The following is a 19,614-nucleotide window of genomic DNA, read 5'->3' as shown; positions in this document are numbered from 1 at the left end:
GCAATGAACCGCTTTTCCAGCGCGGTCCTTTCCGCCCTCCGCATCCTGCCCGGACCCTTGATCGGCCTGATCCTGATCTGCATCGTGTTTTCCTATCTGTCGCCGTACTTCCTGACGACGCGGAACATGCTGAACATCTTCAGCCAGGTTTCCGAAATCGGGATCATGGCCGTGGGTGCGGCGCTCGTTATCATCATCGGCGGCATCGATCTGTCGGTCGGCGCCGTGCTCGCCGTCAGCCTGATGGTGAACGCCTGGCTCTACCGCGAGTTCGGCGTGCCTTTTCCCTTGTCGTGCCTTGCCGGCGTTGCAGTCGGAGCCCTCGTCGGGCTGGTGAACGGTCTTCTGTCCACCTACGGGCGGATCCAGCCCTTCGTCGCGACGCTTGCGACCATGTCAGCCTGTTCCGGCATTGCGCTCTTCATCACCAATGGTGGCCCCATCACCGGTTTTCCCGACTATTTCACCGCGCTGACGGCGACGCGCATCCTCGGCATTCCGCTCGAGACGATCCTGATGATCGCGATCTACCTGATCGCCGCCTACTGGCTGACCTTCCGGCCGGCTGGGCGGGCGCTCTACGCGGTGGGCGGCGGCGAGGAGGTGGCGCGGCTTTCCGGGATCAACACGCAGCGTGTCAAGCTCGGCGTCTACGTGATCGCCGGCGTGCTGGCCGCCGTCGCCGGCCTCATCCTCGGCTCGCGGCTCGACACGGCCCATCCCACGGCCGGCGCGAGCGATCTGCTCAGCGTCATCGCCGTCGTGGTCATCGGCGGTGCCAGCCTCTCCGGCGGGTCGGGCGGAATGCTCGGGACGTTCGTCGGCCTTCTGATCATCGGCGTTCTTCGCAACGGCATGGCGCTGATCAACGTTTCACCGAACCTCCAACCGGTGGTCATCGGCGTCGCGATCATTATTGCCGTGATCCTGGATCGCCGGTCCGGCCGCTGAGTGTGTCCGGTCGGCCTGTCTTATTGGAAAGTGAGTGTATCATGTCGCTTGACCTCCGGCTGTCGGACCTTTCACGCCTTGACACGATCAGGGCGGCGCTGAGCCAGAATGACCCGCGCGGACAATTCGAGCCGCTGGGCCTCAAGGAAGTGGCGATATCGGGCGACGTGCTCGACGGCCTCACCGGAACGATCGACCGTCATCTGTCGGCTGCCGGTCTCGCCTCCGGCCCGGCAATCCGCGTCCATCTGATGGTGGATCCCGTGGTCATCCGGCGGAATGGGGGAGACCTCAAAGGCGAGGTTTTTCGCAAGCTTTCAGAGCGCTACGCGGTCACCCGCGTCACGCTCGACGATGGCCACGCCGTGCTGCATGCCGATGATCCGATCCTCGACGAGGCCGCCCGTCGCGCGGTCGGGGCGGATTGCATCGTCTCGGTGGGGAGCGGCACGATCACCGATATCGCCAAGGTCGCAGCCATGCGGTCGAACGTGCCCGTGCATATCGTCATCCAGACGGCGGCCTCGGTGGATGGTTACACCGACAATTTCTCGGTGGTCCTGCAGAACGGCGTCAAGCGTACGCTGCTGACGCGCTGGCCCGAGGCGGTGCTGACCGACACGCGCACCGTTTGCGAGGCGCCGCATGTCCTGAACGCATCCGGCTTCGGCGAGCTCATGTCGATGTACAGTGCGCCGGGTGACTGGTTCCTGGCATGCCGTCTCGGGCTGGACAGCACCTTCGCGCCGATACTGCTGGATCTTCTCGCCCTGTGCGGCGAAGGGGTCGGCGACTGGTCGGAAGGCGTCGGCAAGGGCGATCACGACGCCTGCGCGCGTCTCGCCTCGGCGCTGGCGATGCGCGGCATCGTCACGGGCGTCGGCGGCACCACGGCGGCGCTGTCTGGCATGGAGCACCTTTTCAGCCATATGCTCGACATGGTCGCCGGCGAGCGCGGCGCGCCGATGGGCCTGCACGGCGCGCAGGTCGGCGTTGGTTCGGTGATCCGCGCGGCCGCCTGGGAAGTCTTCAGCGAACGCTGGAGCGAGGCTCGGCCGGACCCGGCGAGCCTCTTTCCCGATATCGGAACCTGGGAGTCCCGCGTCGGCGAGGTATTCGCGATGCTCGATCCCAGCGGCCGTATCGGCGCCGAATGCTGGTCGCGTTACGGCAGGAAGCTGGCCGACTGGCACGGCGCCCGCGGAAGCGTCGAGGCGTTCTTCGCGGACTGGGCGGAAAACCGCGCGCGGCACGATGCGCTCGTGCTTGGCTCGCACGAGATTGCGCGCTACCTTCATAGGGCCAACGCACCCATGCGTCACGACCAGCTCGATCCCATGCCGTCGGCAGATCTCGCGCGCTGGGTGGTGGCGAACTGCCAGTTCATGCGCGAGCGCTTCACGGTTGCCGACCTTCTGACGCTTGCCGGCTGGTGGGACGAGGCGGGCGTCCAGCGAGTCCTCGACCGCGTCGATGAAGCCTGCAATGCCGCCAGGGGGGCTGGCAGATGACGGCGGATCTGGTTCTCGGCATCGATTGCTCGACCACCGCGGCCAAGGCGATCGTCTGGGACCAGAAGGGCCGTGCCGTCAGCAGCGGCCGGGCGGCGTTCGGTCATTCGACGCCGAAGCCGGGCTGGGGCGAGCAGGATCCCGTCGAATGGTGGCGGACCACCTGCGAGGCAATCGGGCAGGCGTGCCGGCAGATCGATCCCTCCCGCCTGGCGGCCCTTTCGATCGCCCATCAGCGCGAAACCTTCGTCTGCCTGGACGAGGCCGGGCATGCGCTGCGGCCCGCCATCCTGTGGCTCGATACGCGTGCGGCTGAGGAGGTCGAGAACTTCGGAACGGACGCCGTCCACGCGATCACCGGCAAGCCGCCAAACACCGCCACGAGCTGGTACAAGCTTTTGTGGCTGAAGAAGCACGAGCTGCGTGTCCTCGAAAGAGCGCACCGCGTGGTGGACGTGCACGGTTATCTCGTCCACCGGTTGACCGGCGAGTGGCGCGGCTCCTATGGAAGCATTGATCCGCTGGGCGTGCTTGATCTGAAGCGTTTCGCGTTGCATGGCGGGCTGATCGGACAAACTGGTCTTGCGCCTGAGCATTTTGGAGACATCGTTGCGCCTGGCGAGGTATTGGGAACGGTGCGCCCTGACGTGGCCGCCGACTTCGGGCTGATACCGGGTCTGAAGGTCGTTGCGGGGCTCGGGGATGGGCAGGCGGCCGGTCTCGGTGTCGGCATCACGCGGCCGGGCGAGGCCTATCTCAACCTCGGCACCGGGATCGTTTCCGGCACGTTCAGTGCGAATTACCAGGTGGATCGCGCATTTCGCCTGATGGTCGGCGGTGTGCCCGGCTCCTATCTGATCGAGACCTTCTTCGGCGGCGGCACCTACAACATCAACTGGTTCGTGGAGCGGTTCTCGGATATCGGCAGGGACCCGTTTCATCTGGACCTTTCGCCCGAGCAGATCCTTGAGACCGCTGCCGCCAGCCTCCCGCCCGGTTCGGAAGGCCTCTTGGCGCTTCCCTATCTCACCGGCGTGCTAACGCCCTACTGGGACAGTGCGGCGCGCGGCGTATTCTTCGGCCTGTCGAGCCGGCACGGAAAAGCGCATTTCTATCGTGCGATACTGGAGGGGCTGGCGATGGAGCAACGCCTGTCAACAACGAGCGCCGAGCGCGTGACCGGCTCGACAACCGATCGCTTTCTGGTTATGGGCGGCGGATCGCGCAGCGAACTCTGGTGCCAGATCGTCGCGGACATATTGCAGCGGCCGGTGGAGGTCGCGCGCGAGGGCGAGGCGACATGCCTCGGCGCGGCCATGCTCGCCGCGAAGGGCGCGGGTTTCTTCGATAGCGTCGAGGATGCGGCCTCCGCCATGAGCGGCAGCGGGCGGGTCTACCTGCCCGACAGGGAACGCGGTTTGAAGTACGACCGGTTCTATGAGATCTACAAGACCGTCTACCCGTCGCTTCGCGACCAGTTCAGGCAATTGCAGGATGCCACCCATGACGCTGCATAGCGCCGCACAATCGGACGCTGAAATGATGACGGTCGTTCCGACGATCAGCCTCACGCGCGCCTATCAACGGTATCAGGAAATCCGCTCGCGCCTGCCCGGCGCGCGCTTCCCCAGCGCGCCGGTCTATGCCGGAAGCCTCATTGAAACGGCGGAGCGCTACGACGGATTCCTGTTCGACTCGTTCGGCGTGCTGAACGTCGGCGAGACGGCGATCGAGGGCGCGGCGGAATGCCTGTCGGCGCTGCGTGCCATGGGCAAGCCCTTCTGCATTCTCACCAATGCGGCGAGCTACACCAGCGAGATCGCCTACGGGAAATATCGGCGTCTCGGACTGGACGTGCGACGCGAGGAGATCGTCTCCAGCCGGGATGTCGCCCTCGCGCATCTCGACGGTCTCGCGCCGGACCTTCGATGGTCCGCGATCTGTGCTTCGGGAGACGGTTTCGAGGACGCGGCTGTCGGCGTCATCGATCTCCTAGATGCGGGCGATGACTGGTCGCGCGCAGAAGGTTTCCTCTTCCTGTCGTCCGCCCGGTGGACAGAGGTCCTGCAGGATCGTCTCGTCTCCGAACTGCTCATGAATCCCCGCCCCGTCGTCATCGCCAATCCCGACTTGATCGCACCGCGCGAAGACGGGCTTACCCTCGAACCAGGCTGGTGGGCGCATGACCTCCAGGACCGCGCCGGCGTCACGCCGCATTTTTTCGGAAAGCCCTTTGCGGCCGCTTTCGAGAATGCGATCGGCCGTGTCGGAGCAGGCAGGCTGGCGATGGTCGGCGATACCTTGCATACCGATATACTCGGAGGGCAAGCTGCCGGCCTCGACACGATCCTCGTCACCAGGCACGGTTTATTCGCAGCAGAGCCAGTTGAACCCTATATCGCAGACTCGCAAATCGTTCCCACCATTATAATTCCGTTTATTTAAAGGATTCCTCTGCCGCTGCTTTCCCCCTCTGGCGGGAGCGGTCGTTGGTTCGAATTCTTTCAACGCCTCACTTTACAAGTTTCCGTGGACTTAGGCCCCGCAACCAGTTTCTAGCATGCGACCCTTGAAACCCCCGTTTAACAGGGAAATCAAGGGGATAGGCGGACTCAAAAGCCCCGGACGCATCAGCGCCGGGCCTTTTTGTTTTCAGGTGAACGCAGGATCGAGCGGGTACCGGTTCTGAGCAGGGGAGGCGGGGCGACTTCTGCCCTGAACCCCAGAACTTCGTCCAGATTTTTGTGGGTTCTGTCGTATTACGGGGACGGACGGCATGAAGCGTGCACGGTTTACGGACGAGCAGATCATCGGGATGCTGAAGGAGCAGGAGAGCGGCCAGAGGACGGCCGATGTCTGCTGCAAGCACGGAATATCCGAGGCAACCTTCTCCAAATACAAGGCGAAGTATGGCGGCATGGATGTCTCCGACGCTCGGAAAAGGCCTTGGAAGATGAGAACGCCAAGCTGAAGAGGCTTTTGGCGGACACGATGCTGGACAACGCCATTTTGAAGGGTATCGCATCAAAAAAATGGTGAAGCCCGGCGCAAGGCGGGATGCGGTGGCTTATGTCTGCGAAGAGCATGATGTGAGCCAGCGCCGGGCGTGTGCAATCCTGGCCGTGGATCGGTCGACTACGGCAGTTTCCGCGACGAGTGCCTCAACGAAACGCTGTTCTCGTCACTGCCTCACGCCAGAGCCGAAATCACCGCATGGAAGGAGGATTACAACAGACAGCGACCTCATTCAGCGCTGGGCAACATCACGCCCAACGAATTCGCCATGAAAATGGCGATGGAAAAACAGGCCGCATGAGGCCAGATTGAAAACCAAAGACTCTCCGAAATCCCGGACGAAACTTGGGGCTCAGGTCAAAGACAATCGCCTGCGGCTGTCCTGATCCTCATGGAAGGTCATCTCGATAACGCAACTGAAGATGTCGCCGGCCCGCGCATATAAGCAGGTGAGAGCCGAGCATGCGAAGGCGCTGTTGCTGCAATCCAAATCGCCGCTCATTGATATCGCGTTGGAAGTCGTCTTCTCAAGCGCATCGCATTTTGCCCGTGAGTTCAAGAACATCGTGGGGCAGACGCCGCGCCAGTTCCGGCAGGCTGCGTGAGGAGGCCCGAGCGGTCGGGAAAAGCTGTCGTTCAAGACACCGCGGATGTCGTAATTTCGACGGTTCTTTTGCCCCTCAAGTGAAATGCTGGCGGCATTCAGGGTGCCATCCCGGCCTTGCCGGGATGGATAATTGGGAAGCCGGTCCAATGCCGGCGCTGCCCCCGCAACGGTAGCGGAACGAAATCTCGACGAATGCCACTGGCCGGCCGGCCGGGAAGGTGTCGAGAGGGTCCTTAGGGACGGTTCCGAAGCCCGGAAACCAGCCTTGAATCCATGACTCGGCCGATTGCGGTGGGCGATCGAGAGGCGAACGGCGTCCTTTCGTGGACGCTCCGTTGCTTTCTCCTTTCCATCCTTCGTCGAGAGACGTTTCGCGGATCGCCCGGCGGTTCGCGTTTCGTCCTGACCACGATCCTGCCCGCGGAGGAGCGGGCCGGGCGGCTTCAACACAGGAGGAGACAGAGCATGAGCAGGAATCGAGGCGTCGTCTACATGCGGCCCGGCAAGGTCGAGGTCCGCGACATCGATGATCCGAAACTCGAAGCGCCGGATGGCCGCCGCATCGAGCACGGCGTGATCCTCAAGGTAATTTCCACGAATATCTGCGGCTCCGACCAGCACATGGTACGTGGCCGTACGACGGCGATGCCGGGCCTCGTCCTCGGCCACGAGATCACCGGCGAAGTGATCGAGAAGGGCATCGACGTCGAGATGCTTCAGGTCGGCGATATCGTCTCGGTGCCCTTCAACGTCGCCTGTGGCCGCTGCCGCTGCTGCAAGTCGCAGGATACCGGCGTCTGCCTGACGGTGAACCCATCCCGCGCCGGCGGCGCGTATGGCTATGTCGACATGGGCGGCTGGATCGGCGGGCAGGCACGCTACGTCACCATCCCCTATGCCGATTTCAACCTCCTGAAATTCCCCGATCGCGACAAGGCGATGGCCAAGATCCGCGACCTCACGATGCTCTCGGACATCCTGCCGACCGGCTTCCACGGCGCGGTGCGCGCGGGCGTCGGCGTCGGCTCGACGGTCTATGTGGCGGGCGCCGGCCCTGTCGGGCTTGCCGCCGCCGCCTCTGCGCGCATCCTCGGTGCGGCGGTCGTCATGATCGGCGATTTCAACAAGGACCGTCTCGCCCACGCGGCGAAGGTCGGCTTCGAGCCCATCGACCTCTCCAAGAGCGACCGGCTGGGCGACATGATCGCCGACGTGGTCGGCACGAACGAGGTGGACAGCGCCATCGACGCCGTCGGCTTCGAGGCGCGCGGCCATGCGGGCGGCGAGCAGCCGGCCATCGTGCTCAACCAGATGATGGAGATCACCCGCGCCGCCGGCTCGATCGGCATTCCGGGCCTCTACGTCACGGAAGATCCGGGCGCGGTCGACAACGCAGCCAAGCAGGGCAGCCTGTCGCTGCGCTTCGGTCTCGGCTGGGCGAAGGCGCAATCCTTCCACACCGGCCAGACGCCGGTGTTGAAATACAACCGGCAGCTCATGCAGGCCATCCTGCACGACCGCCTGCCCATCGCCGATATCGTCAATGCGAAAATCATCGCGCTCGACGATGCGGTGCAGGGCTACGAGAGCTTCGACCAGGGCGCGGCAACAAAGTTCGTACTCGATCCCCATGGGGACCTGTTGAAGGCGGCCTGATGACATGAAACGGGCGCCGGTCGGTTCTCATGGCCGGCGCCGCAAGCACGATGGAATGCGCGCTGCCACACGGGCCGCAGGATTGCGCCTCATCGATCAAGGATACCGGCATGGCTCACCTTCGGGATGTCTTGAAGGACCACATCGTCGATGACAGATCCGGTTGGAGCATGGGCTCCCTCGGTGCTGTCGCCGAGTTTCATCGGGATCGGGGCGAGTATCTGGAAGCCGACGCGCCGACGATGTTCGTGCGCGCGACGCCGCGTGATGCAATCCGGCTGAATGCCGGAACGGTCGGGAGATCGTCCCTCTCGCCTATGAGGCCCTCAGCCCGAAGCCGCATCGATGGAGCCACGGCCTGGCACTTTGCCTGCCGCAGAAAGATTCGATCATGGCGGGACGCAGGGTCCTGACCGAGCTCGGGCGGATGAGGACGCCGTCCGTCGTGCCGACCGGAAGGCAATCCTTTTCGACATTGGTCTCAATCTGCCCCACTGCGATTTCTGCATCCGCACTGAGGACCCGGATTTGCTGGTGATCCTGCGCGCCAATGCCGGCCGCAGCCTGTTCGATCCCGGCAATCCGGCAAGCGACGCGATGAGGAGGGCCTACCCCCATCGCGTCGCCTTGACTCGCATCGGCCGCATCGAGGTCTTCAGCCCGCCAATCCTGTGATGGGCGGGGATCGGGATTTCGACATCGATGATCACGCCGCTTCCAGGATCTGTTCGAGCGCTTCGCGCGCCGGGCTCTGCCGATCCTGCGCAAGGCGGTGCTGGACGGGCTCGCCCGCAGGATAGACCCCGAGCAATTCCTAGCGCAATCCGACCGCTTCAGCCGGGCCACCGTGCGCATCATGCTGCGTCAGCAGTATCGGCTCGGGGTTTCCATCTGGCGCAGGCAGCCAGTGGGACGATCTGTTCCTTGGTGGGGATAGGATTTGCCTGATTTGATCTTTGAAAACGGAGCTGCCAGCCGCTGAATCGGTGGGGGGCTGGTCCAAAAGGGCCGCCAAGAAAGACGCCCCTGCCTTCGGTAGCTCTTTTGACCATCTTATAGTCGTTATGCACCCGGCATTCTTGATTGTGACATCGGAATTGGCGACCTCTTTCAAGACGATCCTTAGTTTGGAGCTTCTTGAAATGGCCGGAAAAATTGACAGGATATATGACGCTCTCATTGGTGGCGCAGAACGAGGGCTGGAGGATGACGCGCTTTACCGCCATGTCCTGGCGGAATGTCCAAAGGCGAGCAGCAAGAGGATCGTGAAGGCTTCGCTGCTGGCGCTGACCGATCCGGGCGTGAAGGACGCCCAAATTCTGAAGGTCGTCTATGCCTTGGCCATCAGGCATCGGCTCGACCCGGTGATGGACAACGATTTCGAGCCCGGCGAGGAGCCGACGGCCGACAAGGCCTTGGTGAAGAAGCGGAAACCCGTAAAGGCTTAAGATTGGCCTGAGGCCCCTTTGCACTCCTGACCGCTCGATGGCTCGTGCTGGACTGGCTCATAGGGGCTGGGGCCGCCCGGAATGCTTTGCCAATCATCCGCGATTTGGCGGGCGTGCGGGCACACGACCGCCGATTGCTGAACGAAGCCGCCGGTCGGTCGTGCTTCGGGATCTGAGGCGAGGAGTACTCGCCTCGTGTCGCTGCGAGGAGGAACGGCCGGATGGTGATCGAATGACCGACACCACCCGGACGGTCCATGCCTCAGGCGTTTTCGGTCTGGCCTTCTTCCTCGACCTTGTCGTCATCCTCGGTCTTGCCGGTTTCCCAGCTCAACTGAAACTCGATTTCGGCGCTGCCTTCCTCGATCTCGTAGACGATCGAAGCGACGGCGTCCTGCGGGATGACGACTTCCTCGTCCTCGAGCCGGATCGAGTAGTTTTCGTTCGATTCCAGCATATCCGCCAGCCGGCGGAGTTCCGCTGCGAATTCCGCTATGGAATAGGTCTTCTGGATTTCGCGTTCTGCTTCCATGACTGATCCTCTGTTTAGCAGTTGGCAGCAGCATGAAAGCGTTCGACTGCAAAACAACGATGAAGTTTTGATAGTATTTACATGATATTATTTACGTATCTTCTGTATACTGCGCGGATTGGTGAATCTGCGCAGCGGGAAATAACCCTCTGTCGAATGTAATATTTTCTTGTAGGGGGAATCAGCTCGGATCGTCGCGGTGGACGTCGTGGACGACCATGCCGATGGATTCCGGCGGCTTTTCGAGCCAGCGGCGGTGTTTCAGGGTCTTTCGCGTGTCCTGGTAGCCGGAATCCCAATGTTCGCGCATCGAGGTGCCGGAGAACTCGTAGTCCTTGGCGTCACTTTCGTAGATTTTCTGCTGGTAGATGAGATGGACGATGTTGATCTGCGGCACGTCCTCCATGGCCGTGAGAAAAGCCTGGTCCTCGTCCGTCAGCGCCTCCGCCGGCACCCGCAGCAGCGCCTGGTGCAGCCTGAGACGCAGGTTGTGCAGGCGGCGGAACGTATCGGTATTGTTGCGCGTGCGGCTGGAATACATGATGTCCTTGTGCCGCGCGAGCACATCCGCCATGTCGCGCGGCAGGATGCCCCGCGCGCTGAAAAGATCGACCTGGAAGACCAGCGTGTCGCGGACGTCCTCTTGTTCCAGCAGATATTGCAGCGGTGTGTTGGAGACGATACCGCCGTCCCAGTAATATTCGTTCTCGATCAGCGTGGCGGGGAAGGCCGGGGGCAGGGCGCCCGACGCCATCACATGCTCGGGACCTAGGACTTCGATATGGCTGTCGAAATAGCGGTAGTTGCCGGTACGGACGTTCACCGCACCGACGCTGAGCCGCTGGCGGCGGTCGTTCAGCACGTCCCAGTCGATGAGGCGGTCGAGCGTCGACTTCAGTTCCGACGTATCGTAGAAGCTGGTCGCCCCCGAGGCGCCCGGTTGCTGCAGCCAGGGATTGACACGATGCGGCGCGAAGAAGCCGGGCAGGCCCGACATCATCGTCATCATCGAGCTCGCCTGGTTGCGCATCTTGCGGAAGAAGTCGCCCTCCGGCGTGAAATGCCAGATCTTGCGGGCGGAGATCGTCTCCCAGAAATCGCGCAGCCGGTCGAGGCGGTTCTCCCTGGCGTTGCCGGCGATGATGGCGGCGTTGACCGCGCCGATCGATACGCCCGACAGCCAGTTCGCTTCGATGCCGGCCTCGTCGAGGGCCTGGAAGACGCCGGCCTGATAGGCGCCGAGCGCCCCGCCGCCCTGGAAGACCAGGCCGACCGACTGATAGGCCGAGAGAAGATCGGCGATATCGGGCGTTTCGGATTTGCGCCTGGGCTTCAGCCTTGCCTGTTCGTCCATCATCCTGTTCCTCAAGCCGGATCGGCCATGTAGTCATGCACGACGTCGCCCATGCCCAGGGTGAGGTCGGCGATGAAATGCACGGCCGAGACGATTTCGAGCACCGGCAGGCGGGCGACGTCGGCGATGACGTGGCGGAAGAGCTGCAGGTCGGCCGGCCCCGTCCAGGCGCCCTTCACGGTCACGTCTTCGAGATGGTAGCGCACCAGTTCGCAGATGCGAGGGCTTGCATCGACATGGGGAATGATCTTGACTAGGAAATTCGGCTTGCCGAGCGAACGGGCGACGTCGGCGGTATCGACCGCGCGGTGCTTGTAGCCCATCGTGGCGCTGGCGCAGAGCACGGAGCCGTAGTGCAGCGTACCGACGATGACCTCGCCCTCATGCACGAGCTTGGGAAAGGCAAGCTTCTTCGGAAAGCCCCAGATTTCCCGGCCGCCGGCAATCGGCGCGTCGTCGTCGAGATACATGGCGTGGACATAGACGCCCTCCTCGCCGTTGAAGCGGACGGGGATGACCTGGCCGGATTCGGTGTAGTCGCCGAAGCCGGTGGAGTCGGGCATCTTGATGAACTCGTATTTGACGACGGGATCGACGATCTCCAGCGGTTCCGGCACGACGGCGCGCAGCGCATCGGGGTCGGTGCGGTAGCTGATGATGACATATTCCCGGTCGATGAAGCGGTACGGACCCGGCGGATAGGCGGGGTTGGTCAGCGGCATGGCATAGGCGTTGCGGACGTCGGCGGCCTTCATGTCGGTCGTTCCTGAATTTGCGAAATTGTGAGGGGCGATCAGTGTGCCGTCCAGCCGCCATCGAGCGACAGGATGGCACCGGTCATGGAAGCTGCACCTTCGCCGGCGAGATAGAGGGCGAGGCCGGCAACCTGCTCGACCGTCACGAACTGCTTGGTCGGCTGGGCTTCGAGCAGCACGTCATGGATGACCTGCTCCTTGGTGAGGCCGCGCGCAGCCATCGTGTCGGGGATCTGCTTCTCGACGAGCGGGGTCCAGACATAGCCGGGGCAGATGGCATTGACCGTGACGCCGTTCGTCGCCGCTTCCAGCGCGATGGTTTTGGTCAGGCCTGCGATGCCGTGTTTGGCCGCGACATAGGCGGACTTGTAGGGCGAGGCGACCAGCGCATGGGCCGAGGCGATGTTGATGATGCGGCCGAAGCCGCGCTGCTTCATGCCGGGCAGGGCGGCCTTGATGGAATGGAAGGCGGCGATCAGGTTGATCTGGATGATCGCCTGCCATTTGTCGGCGGGGAACTCCTCGATCGGGGCGACGTGCTGGATGCCGGCATTGTTGACGAGGATGTCGCAGCCGCCGAACGTGTCGACTGCAAGCTGGACCATCGCCGTGATCGCTTCGCCATCAAGCATGTTCGCCGGCGAATAGAGGCAGCGCGCGCCGAAATCCGCCTCGATAGCCGCACGTTCCGCTTCGATTGCCGCAGCATCGCCCAGTCCGTTGATGACAACATTCGCGCCCGCCGACGCAAAGCGCCGGGCGATCGCAAGGCCTATGCCGCTGGTGGAGCCGGTGACGATGGCGGTTCGGTTGGCGAGGGTATTCGGCTGGGTCGCGTCGTTCATCGGGGGGCTCCATATCTTCGGCCTTGAGCGGTCGTGGCGTGATCTGGAGCACACCGATATTTCATTGCGATGACAGTTGTTCCTGGTCATCTATGTGCTGTTTTTAATTATGGTCAATATCGTCACGAGAGCGTCAAACAAGATTATTAGTAAATAGTGGTCGAACACGCAGTGTATTAAATTTACGTCTTGAAGTCGTGCGCATTTCCATACCTGCCAGTCGGTCATGACTGGCGGAGAGGCCCTCTGTTGTCTGAAATTGCGCAATACCGAGGGGAGATTCATGGTGAATTTGTTACGGCATCCCGGCTGCCAAGTCTGGCGCAGGCTTGCGCTGGCCCTTGGCGCTGTCATCCTTCTATCCGTCCATGCCGCCCACGCCGAACCCATCCGGGGCGCCGGATCGACCTTTGCTGCACCGATCATCCATCTCTGGTCGCGCGACTACGAGGCGATGCGCACGGATGGCGGTGATTTCACGTCGCCGGATTGGCGCGTCGACTACGAGCCGGTCGGCTCGCTCGCCGGCATCATGCGGCTCGACCAGCCGGAAACGGACTTTGCGGCAACCGATGCGCCGCTGCCGTCGGATGAACTCAAGAAGCGCGGCTATGCCCAGTTTCCCATCGTGATGGGCGGCATCGTGGTCGTGGCCAATCTGGACGGTGTCGGTGCGGGGGCGCTGCGTCTTTCCGGACCCGTCCTGGCCGACATCTATCTCGGCAAGGTGACGACATGGTCCGATCCGGCGATCAAGGCGCTCAACCCGGGTCTGGCGCTGCCGGATGCGGCGATAGCAGTCCTTCGCCGCGAGGACGGTTCGGGCTCAACCCTCACCTTCACCGGTTTCCTCGCCAAGGTCAGCCCGGAATGGGCGGAGAAGGTCGGCGCGGATACGCTGGTCAAATGGCCGCTCGGCAAGGGCGAGAAGGGCACCGGCGGGCTTGCGAGCCTCGCGGCTGCCACGAAGAACAGCATCTCCTATCTCGAATATGGCCAGGTCGTCCGCCTTGGTCTTGCCTATGCAACGCTTGAGAACCAGGCCGGCGCTTTCGTGCAGCCGGGCCCGGAGAGTTTCCAGGCAGGCCTTGAAGGCCTCGCCTGGGATCCCGCGACCGGCTCTCCCGCCACCGGTACGGTGACGACGGGTGACAGGGCCTATCCGATGGCGGTCGTCACCTACGCTGTCGTGCCGCGGGATCGCGGAAAGGGGCGCGTCAACCGCGTGCTGGATCTCTTCCGCCTTGCCTTCAGCCACGGTGGCGATGAGGCGAGCGCACTCGGCTACATCCCCATCCCGCCGGCGCTGGCCGGCAAGATCGAAGCGTACTGGACCACGAATCTGGGTTCCGTGAGCAACTGAGCCCGGCTTCGTCGCAATCGTTCTAATAGAAGCGAGTCTTCCCATGGAAATTGATATCTTCAAGGACATTCTCGTCCCCGTCATCGGCGGGTTGGGAATCTTCATGCTCGGCCTTGAGTTCATGGCCAACGGCATCCAGGCGCTTTCCGTCAACAGCATGCGAAACTTCCTTGCCAAGGCTGCGGGCACGCCGATCAAGGGTGTCATGGCCGGAACTCTGATCACTGGCGTCATTCAGTCCTCGACGGCCATGACGGTGATGGTGGTCGGTCTCGTCAATGCCGGCGTGGTCGGTCTCAGGCCGGCAATCAGCGTGATCATGGGCGCCAATATCGGTACGACGCTCGGCAACGGCCTGATCGCCCTGCCGCTTGGCCCGCTTGGCCTGATCTGCGGGGGCGTTTTCGCGCTGGTCTACTGCTTCGCCAAGAGTGAGAAAGTCCGTAACATTGCGCTCGCCTGCATGGGCTTCGCGCTGATCTTCTATGGTCTCAACCTGATGACGGGTGGCCTGCGTCCCCTGCGCAACATGCCCGAGGTCATGGAACTGCTTCAGACGCTTCGGGCGGATTCCTATTTCAACCTCATCAAGTGCGTCCTCATCGCAGCCGGCATCACCGCGATGATCCACTCGTCGTCGGCAACGATCGGCATCGTCATGGGCCTGGGTGCGGCCGGCGTGCTCGACTGGACGACCGCCGTCGCCTTCTCGCTCGGCGCCGATCTCGGCACCACCATCACTTCGTGGATGGCCTCGCTCAACCTGTCCAAGAATGCCAAGCGCGCGGCCTACGCGCATATCTCCTTCAACATTATCGGCGTCTGCATCACCGTCCCGCTCTTCTTCGTCTCGATCGGCGTCTTGCAATGGACGATGGGCGTCTTCGGCATGGGTGATCCGGGTCTTGCGGTCATGGTCGACGGCAAGGAAACGTTCCCGCTCGTTCCTGTCGCGGTCGGCCTTTACTCGACGGTTTTCAACATCTTCAACACGGCACTGCTTTTTCCCTTCGTCGGCGTGTTCGAGCGTGTTCTGTCCCGTGTCGGGCGGTCGGACGAAGAGGATATCGAGGACTATTCGACCCCGAAGTTCCTCAGCCGCGAGGTTGCCAACGACTTCGCTCGTGCCGTTCCGGCCATCCAGCAGGAAACGACGCGTCACCTCCAGGCCGGTGCGATGTTCCTCAACATCGCACGCGGCGACAAGAAGGCACCCTCCGATCCGGGCGAGCACTATCTCGCGACCGACATCCTCAGCCGCGATATTCGCGCGTACACGGCCAACCTGATGAAGGAAGACCTGCCCTACGATCAGCTCGACCTCATCGCCAGCCTGATCGAGGAGGCGGACTTCACCGCGGCGCTCACGGAATCGATGCACCAGGTTGCGCGCCGGGTGAAGCGTGAGAAATTCTCGCCGCAGGCACAGGCGATCGTCGAAACCGCGCTGAACAAGCTCGATGTCTCGCTTCGCGCCATCATGCCGGACCATGGCATCGCCGATCCGCAGATGCCGGCGGGCCATGTCAGCTATCCCGACGTGGAGGAACTGCGCGCCAAGACGCTGGCGCTCGGTCCGAATGCCGGTGCTGCTGAACGGGGCACCATCCTTGCTCTGCTCGGTTCCGTCGAGCGTGCGGAAATCCTGATCCGTCGCATCGATGCCGAGCGCAAGTCGGTAAACCGGCAGAGCGTGCTCGCCCGCGCGAATATCCGGCGGGAGAACCGCGAGCAGCGGATGGATGACGGCGGCTTGAGCCCGGTTCCCGCCGAATAGGCCATATGCTATCGGTCACCGCGGCGGCTACGCTGCGGTGACTGCTCGGCCGCCGGCTCCGGCCTGCCGGACAGTTTTCGCATTTGGGAACATCCCTTGAGCATAGTCCCTTATGCTTCCCCGATTTACCGAGAAGGAAGTCCCTCGTGAGTGTCGGCCTGATTGCTCTTCTTGACGATGTCGCGGCCCTTGCAAAGGCTGCCGCTGCATCGCTTGACGACATTGCCGCCCAGGCCGGGCAGGCCGGCGCCAAGGCAGCCGGCGTCGTCATCGACGATGCCGCCGTGACGCCGCGTTACGTCACCGGCTTCTCACCGGCGCGCGAACTCCCGATTATCGGCCGGATTGCCCTTGGCTCGTTGAAGAACAAGCTGCTTTTTCTGCTCCCGGCGGCGCTGGTGCTGAGCCTTCTTGCGCCGCAGGCGATCACGCCGCTCCTGATGCTGGGTGGTCTCTATCTCTGCTACGAGGGTGCGGAAAAGGTCTATGAACTCATATCTCCGCACGGCGCCCATCGTCATGAAGAGGCGTTGGATACCATCGCGGTCGACGCCAAGACCTTCGAAAACGAGAAAGTCGCCGGCGCGATCCGCACGGACTTCATTCTGTCCTCCGAGATCATGGCGATCACGCTGGGTTCCGTGCCGGATGCGGGCATCGCCAGCCAGGCCTTGATACTGGCCGTCGTCGGCGTCGTGATCACGGTCGGTGTCTATGGTGTTGTCGCGCTTATTGTGAAAGCAGATGACGCCGGCCTCTGGCTTGCGCGCCGCCCCTCCCGCTCGCCGATCGACGCCGGCCTTCGCATCATCGGTCAGGGTCTCGTTCAGGGTATGCCCTATCTCCTGAAGCTCCTCGGCATGGTCGGTACGGCGGCGATGATCTGGGTCGGCGGCGGTATCCTGCTGCATGGCGCCGAGATATTCGGCTTCGCATGGCCGAGCCACATCCTGCATGATGCCGCCGAGGCGGCTGCGCAAGCCGTTCCGGCATTCGGCGGCTTTCTTTCCTGGCTGGTCCAGGCCACGGGTTCCGGTATCCTCGGCCTGGCGATCGGCGCGGCGATGATCCCGGCCGTCGGCGGATTCATCGTGCCGGTATGGCGCTGGCTGAGCGGACGCCTTCGCAGGCTTCGCGCAGCTTGATCCGCCTCGCTTGTGACGGAATACCCCCTGCGGGCCATAACCTTTGGAGATGAGCCGTCTTGGCATCGGAAATCGAATTGAAGCTGGACCTGACGCCCGAGGCCGCGCAGGCGCTCCTGTCTTCCGGCCTGCTGCCGGCGGAGCCCGCCGTGTCGGAACTCAGGGCGATCTATTTCGACACGCCGGAGGAGGAGCTTCATGCTGCCGGCTTCTCCTTGCGCATCCGCCGGACGGGCGACCAGCGCATCCAGACCGTCAAGGCCGCGGGCGAGAGCGCGGCCAGCCTCTTCGTGCGTCCGGAATGGGAGCAGCTCGTCGAAAGCGACGTGCCTGTCCTCGACGACACGACGCCGCTGAAAGCCCTTCTCGGCGAGCGGGCACGGGTACTGCGTCCGGTGTTCGAGGTTGCCGTCACGCGGATGACCTGGCTCGTATCCTGGCGGGAGGCGCAGATCGAGCTCGTGCTCGATCGGGGCGAGATCGCCGCCGGCGATAGGCACACGCCGGTCTGCGAGATCGAGCTGGAGCTGAAGTCGGGCGATCCCGCCGCTCTTTTTTCCTACGCGCGCGGGGTCGCCGCCGAGGCGCCGCTGCGTCCCGGCGTGCTCAGCAAGGCGGAGCGGGGCTACAGGCTGCTTGGCCCTGCATTCTCCTCGGCGCCGGCCGAGCCGGTCCTTCTGTCGCAGGACATGGACGTGGAGAGGGCATTCCGCGTCGTCGCCGGCGCTTGCCTTCGCCAGTTCAGGCTGAACGAGATGCTGTTCGGTCGCGGTGATGTGGAGGTTGTGCATCAGGCACGGGTCGCCCTTCGGCGCCTGCGTTCGGCGCTGGCCGCGTTCGCGCCCGTGGTCGCGGACGATGCGCTGGAGTACCTGAAGGACGAGCTGCGCTGGCTGGCCGGCGTTCTGGGCGCGGTGCGCGACCTCGACGTACTGATCCCCGAACAACGGGATGCGGCGGCACGCGCCGCACTGGAGCAGGCGCGCCGCGAGGCCTTCGAAAGGGCGACCGATGCCCTGGCGTCGCCCCGGGCACAGGCGTTGATGCTCGACCTGTCGGAATGGCTTGCCTGCGGCGATTGGCATCATCGTCCGTCGCTGGCGGAAATGCGCGCGATGCCCTTGCGTGATTTCGCGATCGCCGCCCTCGACCGGTTGCGGCGGAAGGTGAAAAGGCAGGGTCGCGACCTCGCCGACCTCGATGACGAGGTGCGCCACAGGATGCGCAAGGACGCCAAGAAGCTGCGCTATGCAGCCGAGTTCTTCGCCAGCCTTTTCCAGGGCAGGAAGCAGCGGCGGCGCTATGGCGACTTCATCGAGGCGCTGAAAACGCTGCAGGACGCTCTCGGTGTGCTGAACGACAGGGCGAACACATCGAGGCACCTCGCCGAGGCCGGCCTCTTTCCCGAAGAGATGCCGCAGAAGAAGGGGGCGGACGAGGCGGAGATACTGAAGGTCGCGGTGGAGGCGCATGATGCCTTCTGCGACGCCAGGCGCTTCTGGCGCTGAACGAAAAAGGGCTGCCCGGCTTCGCGAGGATCGCGCTCCCTGCTTTTCACATGGCTGTCAAGACCGGCCGCTATCTGCTGGCCCGGTCGGGCATTCCCGACCGTCCGGATTCGCTGGGAGACATCATGGCCGTCGTCGCATCCTGCCTTTATCGCGAAGGACGCCGCATGGAGGAGGTGCCGTTTTCCGCCGTCGCCGTGCCGGCAGAGCCCCACGACTTCATCTGGATCGGTCTGCATGAGCCGACCGCCGAGGAAATGGCGCTGCTGAAGGCGCGCTTCGACCTGCACGAACTGTCCGTCGACGATGCGCTCAACCCGCTGCAAACGCCGAAACTCAGCGCCTACGACGACCAGATTTTTGTGCTCGCCCAGACGGCGAAGCTCGAAGGCGACAGGATCGTCTATGGGCGCACCGGCATTTTCGTCGGCGAGCGCTATATCATCACCGTGCGGCACGGATCCGAGCGGGGGCACGGCGCGTTGCGCGGCCGGCTCGAAATGTCGCCGCATACGCTCAGCCACGGCACCGACTATATTCTCCACGCCATTCTCGATTTCATCGTCGACGGCTACCTACCGATCGTCCGGACGATCGAGGATTCCGTGCTCGACATGGAGCGCACCATGCTCGACGCCTTTCTCGACCGGGACCAGATCAAGCTGATCTTCCGCCTGCGCCGCGAGGTCATCCTGTTCCAGCGTGTTCTCGATGCGATGCTCGATCTGTGCGGCAAGCTGGTGCATCTGGACCTGCCGTGCCTCGATGCCGAGGCGAAGCCCTATTTCCGCGATGCGCTGCAGCACATGCATCGCGTCGAGCAGACGGTCGGCGGTCTCAGGGACGTCATCACCTCGGTATTCGAGGCGAGCAATCTGCTCGAGCAGCAGCGGCAGGGCACGATCACCCGCCAGCTTGCCTCCTGGGCGGCGATCCTCGCCGTACCGACGGCGATCGCCGGTATTTACGGCATGAACTTCGAGAACATGCCGGAGCTCGAAACCCGTTACGGCTACTTCGTCGTTCTCGGGATAATCGCCATTTTCTGCAGCGTGCTGTACTTCCGGTTCAAGCGCTACAAGTGGATATGAGGCCGTTCCAGGAGGGCGCCGAATTGCGCTTCGTCACAAAAGCGTCGTCGATGTTT

Annotated in this window: 18 protein-coding genes, 3 pseudogenes and 1 riboswitch; of the genes and pseudogenes, 17 read left to right on the top strand and 4 right to left on the bottom strand. The window is 63.2% G+C overall.

Annotation, left to right across the window (positions count from 1 at the left end; genetic code table 11):
* Nucleotides 1–3 precede the first annotated feature (3 nt).
* The 12 genes and pseudogenes from AABF56_RS29740 (at nt 4) to AABF56_RS29695 (ending at nt 9,188) form a co-directional block, all read left to right on the top strand.
* Nucleotides 4–951: an ABC transporter permease gene (locus tag AABF56_RS29740; RefSeq protein ID WP_338341932.1), complete on the top strand. Its 948-nt coding sequence runs from the start codon at nt 4–6 to the stop codon at nt 949–951.
* 41 nt (nt 952–992) lie between these two features.
* On the top strand, nt 993–2,462 hold the full coding sequence (locus tag AABF56_RS29735) for an iron-containing alcohol dehydrogenase (protein WP_272808495.1): 1,470 nt from the start codon (nt 993–995) through the stop codon (nt 2,460–2,462).
* Nucleotides 2,459–3,979, top strand: a complete 1,521-nt coding sequence (locus AABF56_RS29730; RefSeq protein ID WP_272808496.1) for a xylulokinase — start codon at nt 2,459–2,461, stop codon at nt 3,977–3,979. Before AABF56_RS29735 ends, AABF56_RS29730 begins: the two co-directional genes overlap by 4 nt.
* The gene (locus tag AABF56_RS29725) at nt 3,966–4,907 is read left to right on the top strand and encodes an HAD-IIA family hydrolase (protein ID WP_272808497.1); all 942 of its coding nucleotides are present in this window, start codon (nt 3,966–3,968) and stop codon (nt 4,905–4,907) included. The genes AABF56_RS29730 and AABF56_RS29725 overlap by 14 nt, the downstream gene beginning before the upstream one ends.
* Before the next feature lie 331 nt (nt 4,908–5,238).
* A pseudogene (locus AABF56_RS29720) lies at nt 5,239–5,596 on the top strand (transposase); the annotation flags it as partial.
* Nucleotides 5,597–5,601: 5 nt separating this feature from the next.
* Nucleotides 5,602–5,778, top strand: a pseudogene (locus tag AABF56_RS29715) (integrase core domain-containing protein); the annotation flags it as partial.
* A gap of 121 nt (nt 5,779–5,899) precedes the next feature.
* Nucleotides 5,900–6,082 carry a helix-turn-helix transcriptional regulator gene (locus AABF56_RS29710; RefSeq protein WP_443021238.1) on the top strand — a complete coding sequence of 61 codons (183 nt, stop codon included), beginning with the start codon at nt 5,900–5,902 and terminating at the stop codon, nt 6,080–6,082.
* Nucleotides 6,083–6,165: 83 nt separating this feature from the next.
* Nucleotides 6,166–6,366: riboswitch (cobalamin riboswitch) on the top strand.
* Between the two features lie 183 nt (nt 6,367–6,549).
* The gene (gene fdhA, locus AABF56_RS29705) at nt 6,550–7,740 is read left to right on the top strand and encodes a formaldehyde dehydrogenase, glutathione-independent (protein WP_272808499.1); all 1,191 of its coding nucleotides are present in this window, start codon (nt 6,550–6,552) and stop codon (nt 7,738–7,740) included.
* A 29-nt stretch (nt 7,741–7,769) separates the two neighbouring features.
* A complete protein-coding gene (locus AABF56_RS37820) occupies nt 7,770–8,153 on the top strand; it encodes a DUF6925 family protein (RefSeq protein ID WP_445949911.1) in 384 nt (127 codons plus the stop codon).
* Nucleotides 8,042–8,415: pseudogene (locus AABF56_RS37815) on the top strand (DUF6925 family protein). The gene AABF56_RS37820 and the pseudogene AABF56_RS37815 overlap by 112 nt, the downstream one beginning before the upstream one ends.
* Nucleotides 8,416–8,464: 49 nt before the next feature.
* On the top strand, nt 8,465–8,677 hold the full coding sequence (locus tag AABF56_RS37810; RefSeq protein ID WP_445949912.1) for a hypothetical protein: 213 nt from the start codon (nt 8,465–8,467) through the stop codon (nt 8,675–8,677).
* Nucleotides 8,678–8,882: 205 nt separating this feature from the next.
* Nucleotides 8,883–9,188, top strand: a complete 306-nt coding sequence (locus AABF56_RS29695; protein WP_272808764.1) for a hypothetical protein — start codon at nt 8,883–8,885, stop codon at nt 9,186–9,188.
* 262 nt (nt 9,189–9,450) lie between these two features.
* On the opposite strand, the gene AABF56_RS29690 is transcribed toward AABF56_RS29695, so the two are convergent.
* The 4 genes from AABF56_RS29690 to AABF56_RS29675 form a co-directional block, all read right to left on the bottom strand.
* Nucleotides 9,451–9,720: an amphi-Trp domain-containing protein gene (locus AABF56_RS29690; protein WP_272808501.1), complete on the bottom strand. Its 270-nt coding sequence runs from the start codon at nt 9,718–9,720 to the stop codon at nt 9,451–9,453.
* 181 nt (nt 9,721–9,901) lie between these two features.
* Nucleotides 9,902–11,074, bottom strand: a complete 1,173-nt coding sequence (locus AABF56_RS29685; protein WP_443021260.1) for a patatin-like phospholipase family protein — start codon at nt 11,072–11,074, stop codon at nt 9,902–9,904.
* Nucleotides 11,075–11,085: 11 nt separating this feature from the next.
* The gene (locus tag AABF56_RS29680) at nt 11,086–11,829 is read right to left on the bottom strand and encodes an acetoacetate decarboxylase (protein WP_272808503.1); all 744 of its coding nucleotides are present in this window, start codon (nt 11,827–11,829) and stop codon (nt 11,086–11,088) included.
* A gap of 38 nt (nt 11,830–11,867) precedes the next feature.
* The gene (locus tag AABF56_RS29675; protein ID WP_272808504.1) at nt 11,868–12,674 is read right to left on the bottom strand and encodes a 3-hydroxybutyrate dehydrogenase; all 807 of its coding nucleotides are present in this window, start codon (nt 12,672–12,674) and stop codon (nt 11,868–11,870) included.
* A gap of 283 nt (nt 12,675–12,957) precedes the next feature.
* On the opposite strand from AABF56_RS29675, the gene pstS reads away from it, so the two are divergent.
* From pstS to AABF56_RS29650, 5 genes are all read left to right on the top strand, one after another.
* Nucleotides 12,958–14,037 (top strand): phosphate ABC transporter substrate-binding protein PstS, encoded by a 1,080-nt coding sequence (gene pstS, locus AABF56_RS29670; protein ID WP_272808505.1) that lies wholly within the window; start codon nt 12,958–12,960, stop codon nt 14,035–14,037.
* Between the two features lie 43 nt (nt 14,038–14,080).
* Nucleotides 14,081–15,814: a Na/Pi cotransporter family protein gene (locus AABF56_RS29665; protein WP_272808506.1), complete on the top strand. Its 1,734-nt coding sequence runs from the start codon at nt 14,081–14,083 to the stop codon at nt 15,812–15,814.
* A gap of 146 nt (nt 15,815–15,960) precedes the next feature.
* Complete coding sequence (locus AABF56_RS29660; RefSeq protein WP_272808507.1) at nt 15,961–16,959, top strand: DUF808 domain-containing protein; 999 nt, start codon at nt 15,961–15,963, stop codon at nt 16,957–16,959.
* 59 nt (nt 16,960–17,018) lie between these two features.
* Nucleotides 17,019–18,467 carry a CYTH and CHAD domain-containing protein gene (locus AABF56_RS29655; protein ID WP_272808508.1) on the top strand — a complete coding sequence of 483 codons (1,449 nt, stop codon included), beginning with the start codon at nt 17,019–17,021 and terminating at the stop codon, nt 18,465–18,467.
* 125 nt (nt 18,468–18,592) lie between these two features.
* On the top strand, nt 18,593–19,558 hold the full coding sequence (locus AABF56_RS29650) for a magnesium and cobalt transport protein CorA (protein ID WP_272808765.1): 966 nt from the start codon (nt 18,593–18,595) through the stop codon (nt 19,556–19,558).
* Nucleotides 19,559–19,614: the final 56 nt, after the last annotated feature.

The sequence above is a fragment of the Shinella sp. WSC3-e genome, from assembly GCF_945994535.1.
Taxonomy (GTDB): domain Bacteria; phylum Pseudomonadota; class Alphaproteobacteria; order Rhizobiales; family Rhizobiaceae; genus Shinella; species Shinella yambaruensis.
Note: the sequence above shows the minus strand (reverse complement) of the source record. Positions and strands in the feature narration are given on the sequence as shown.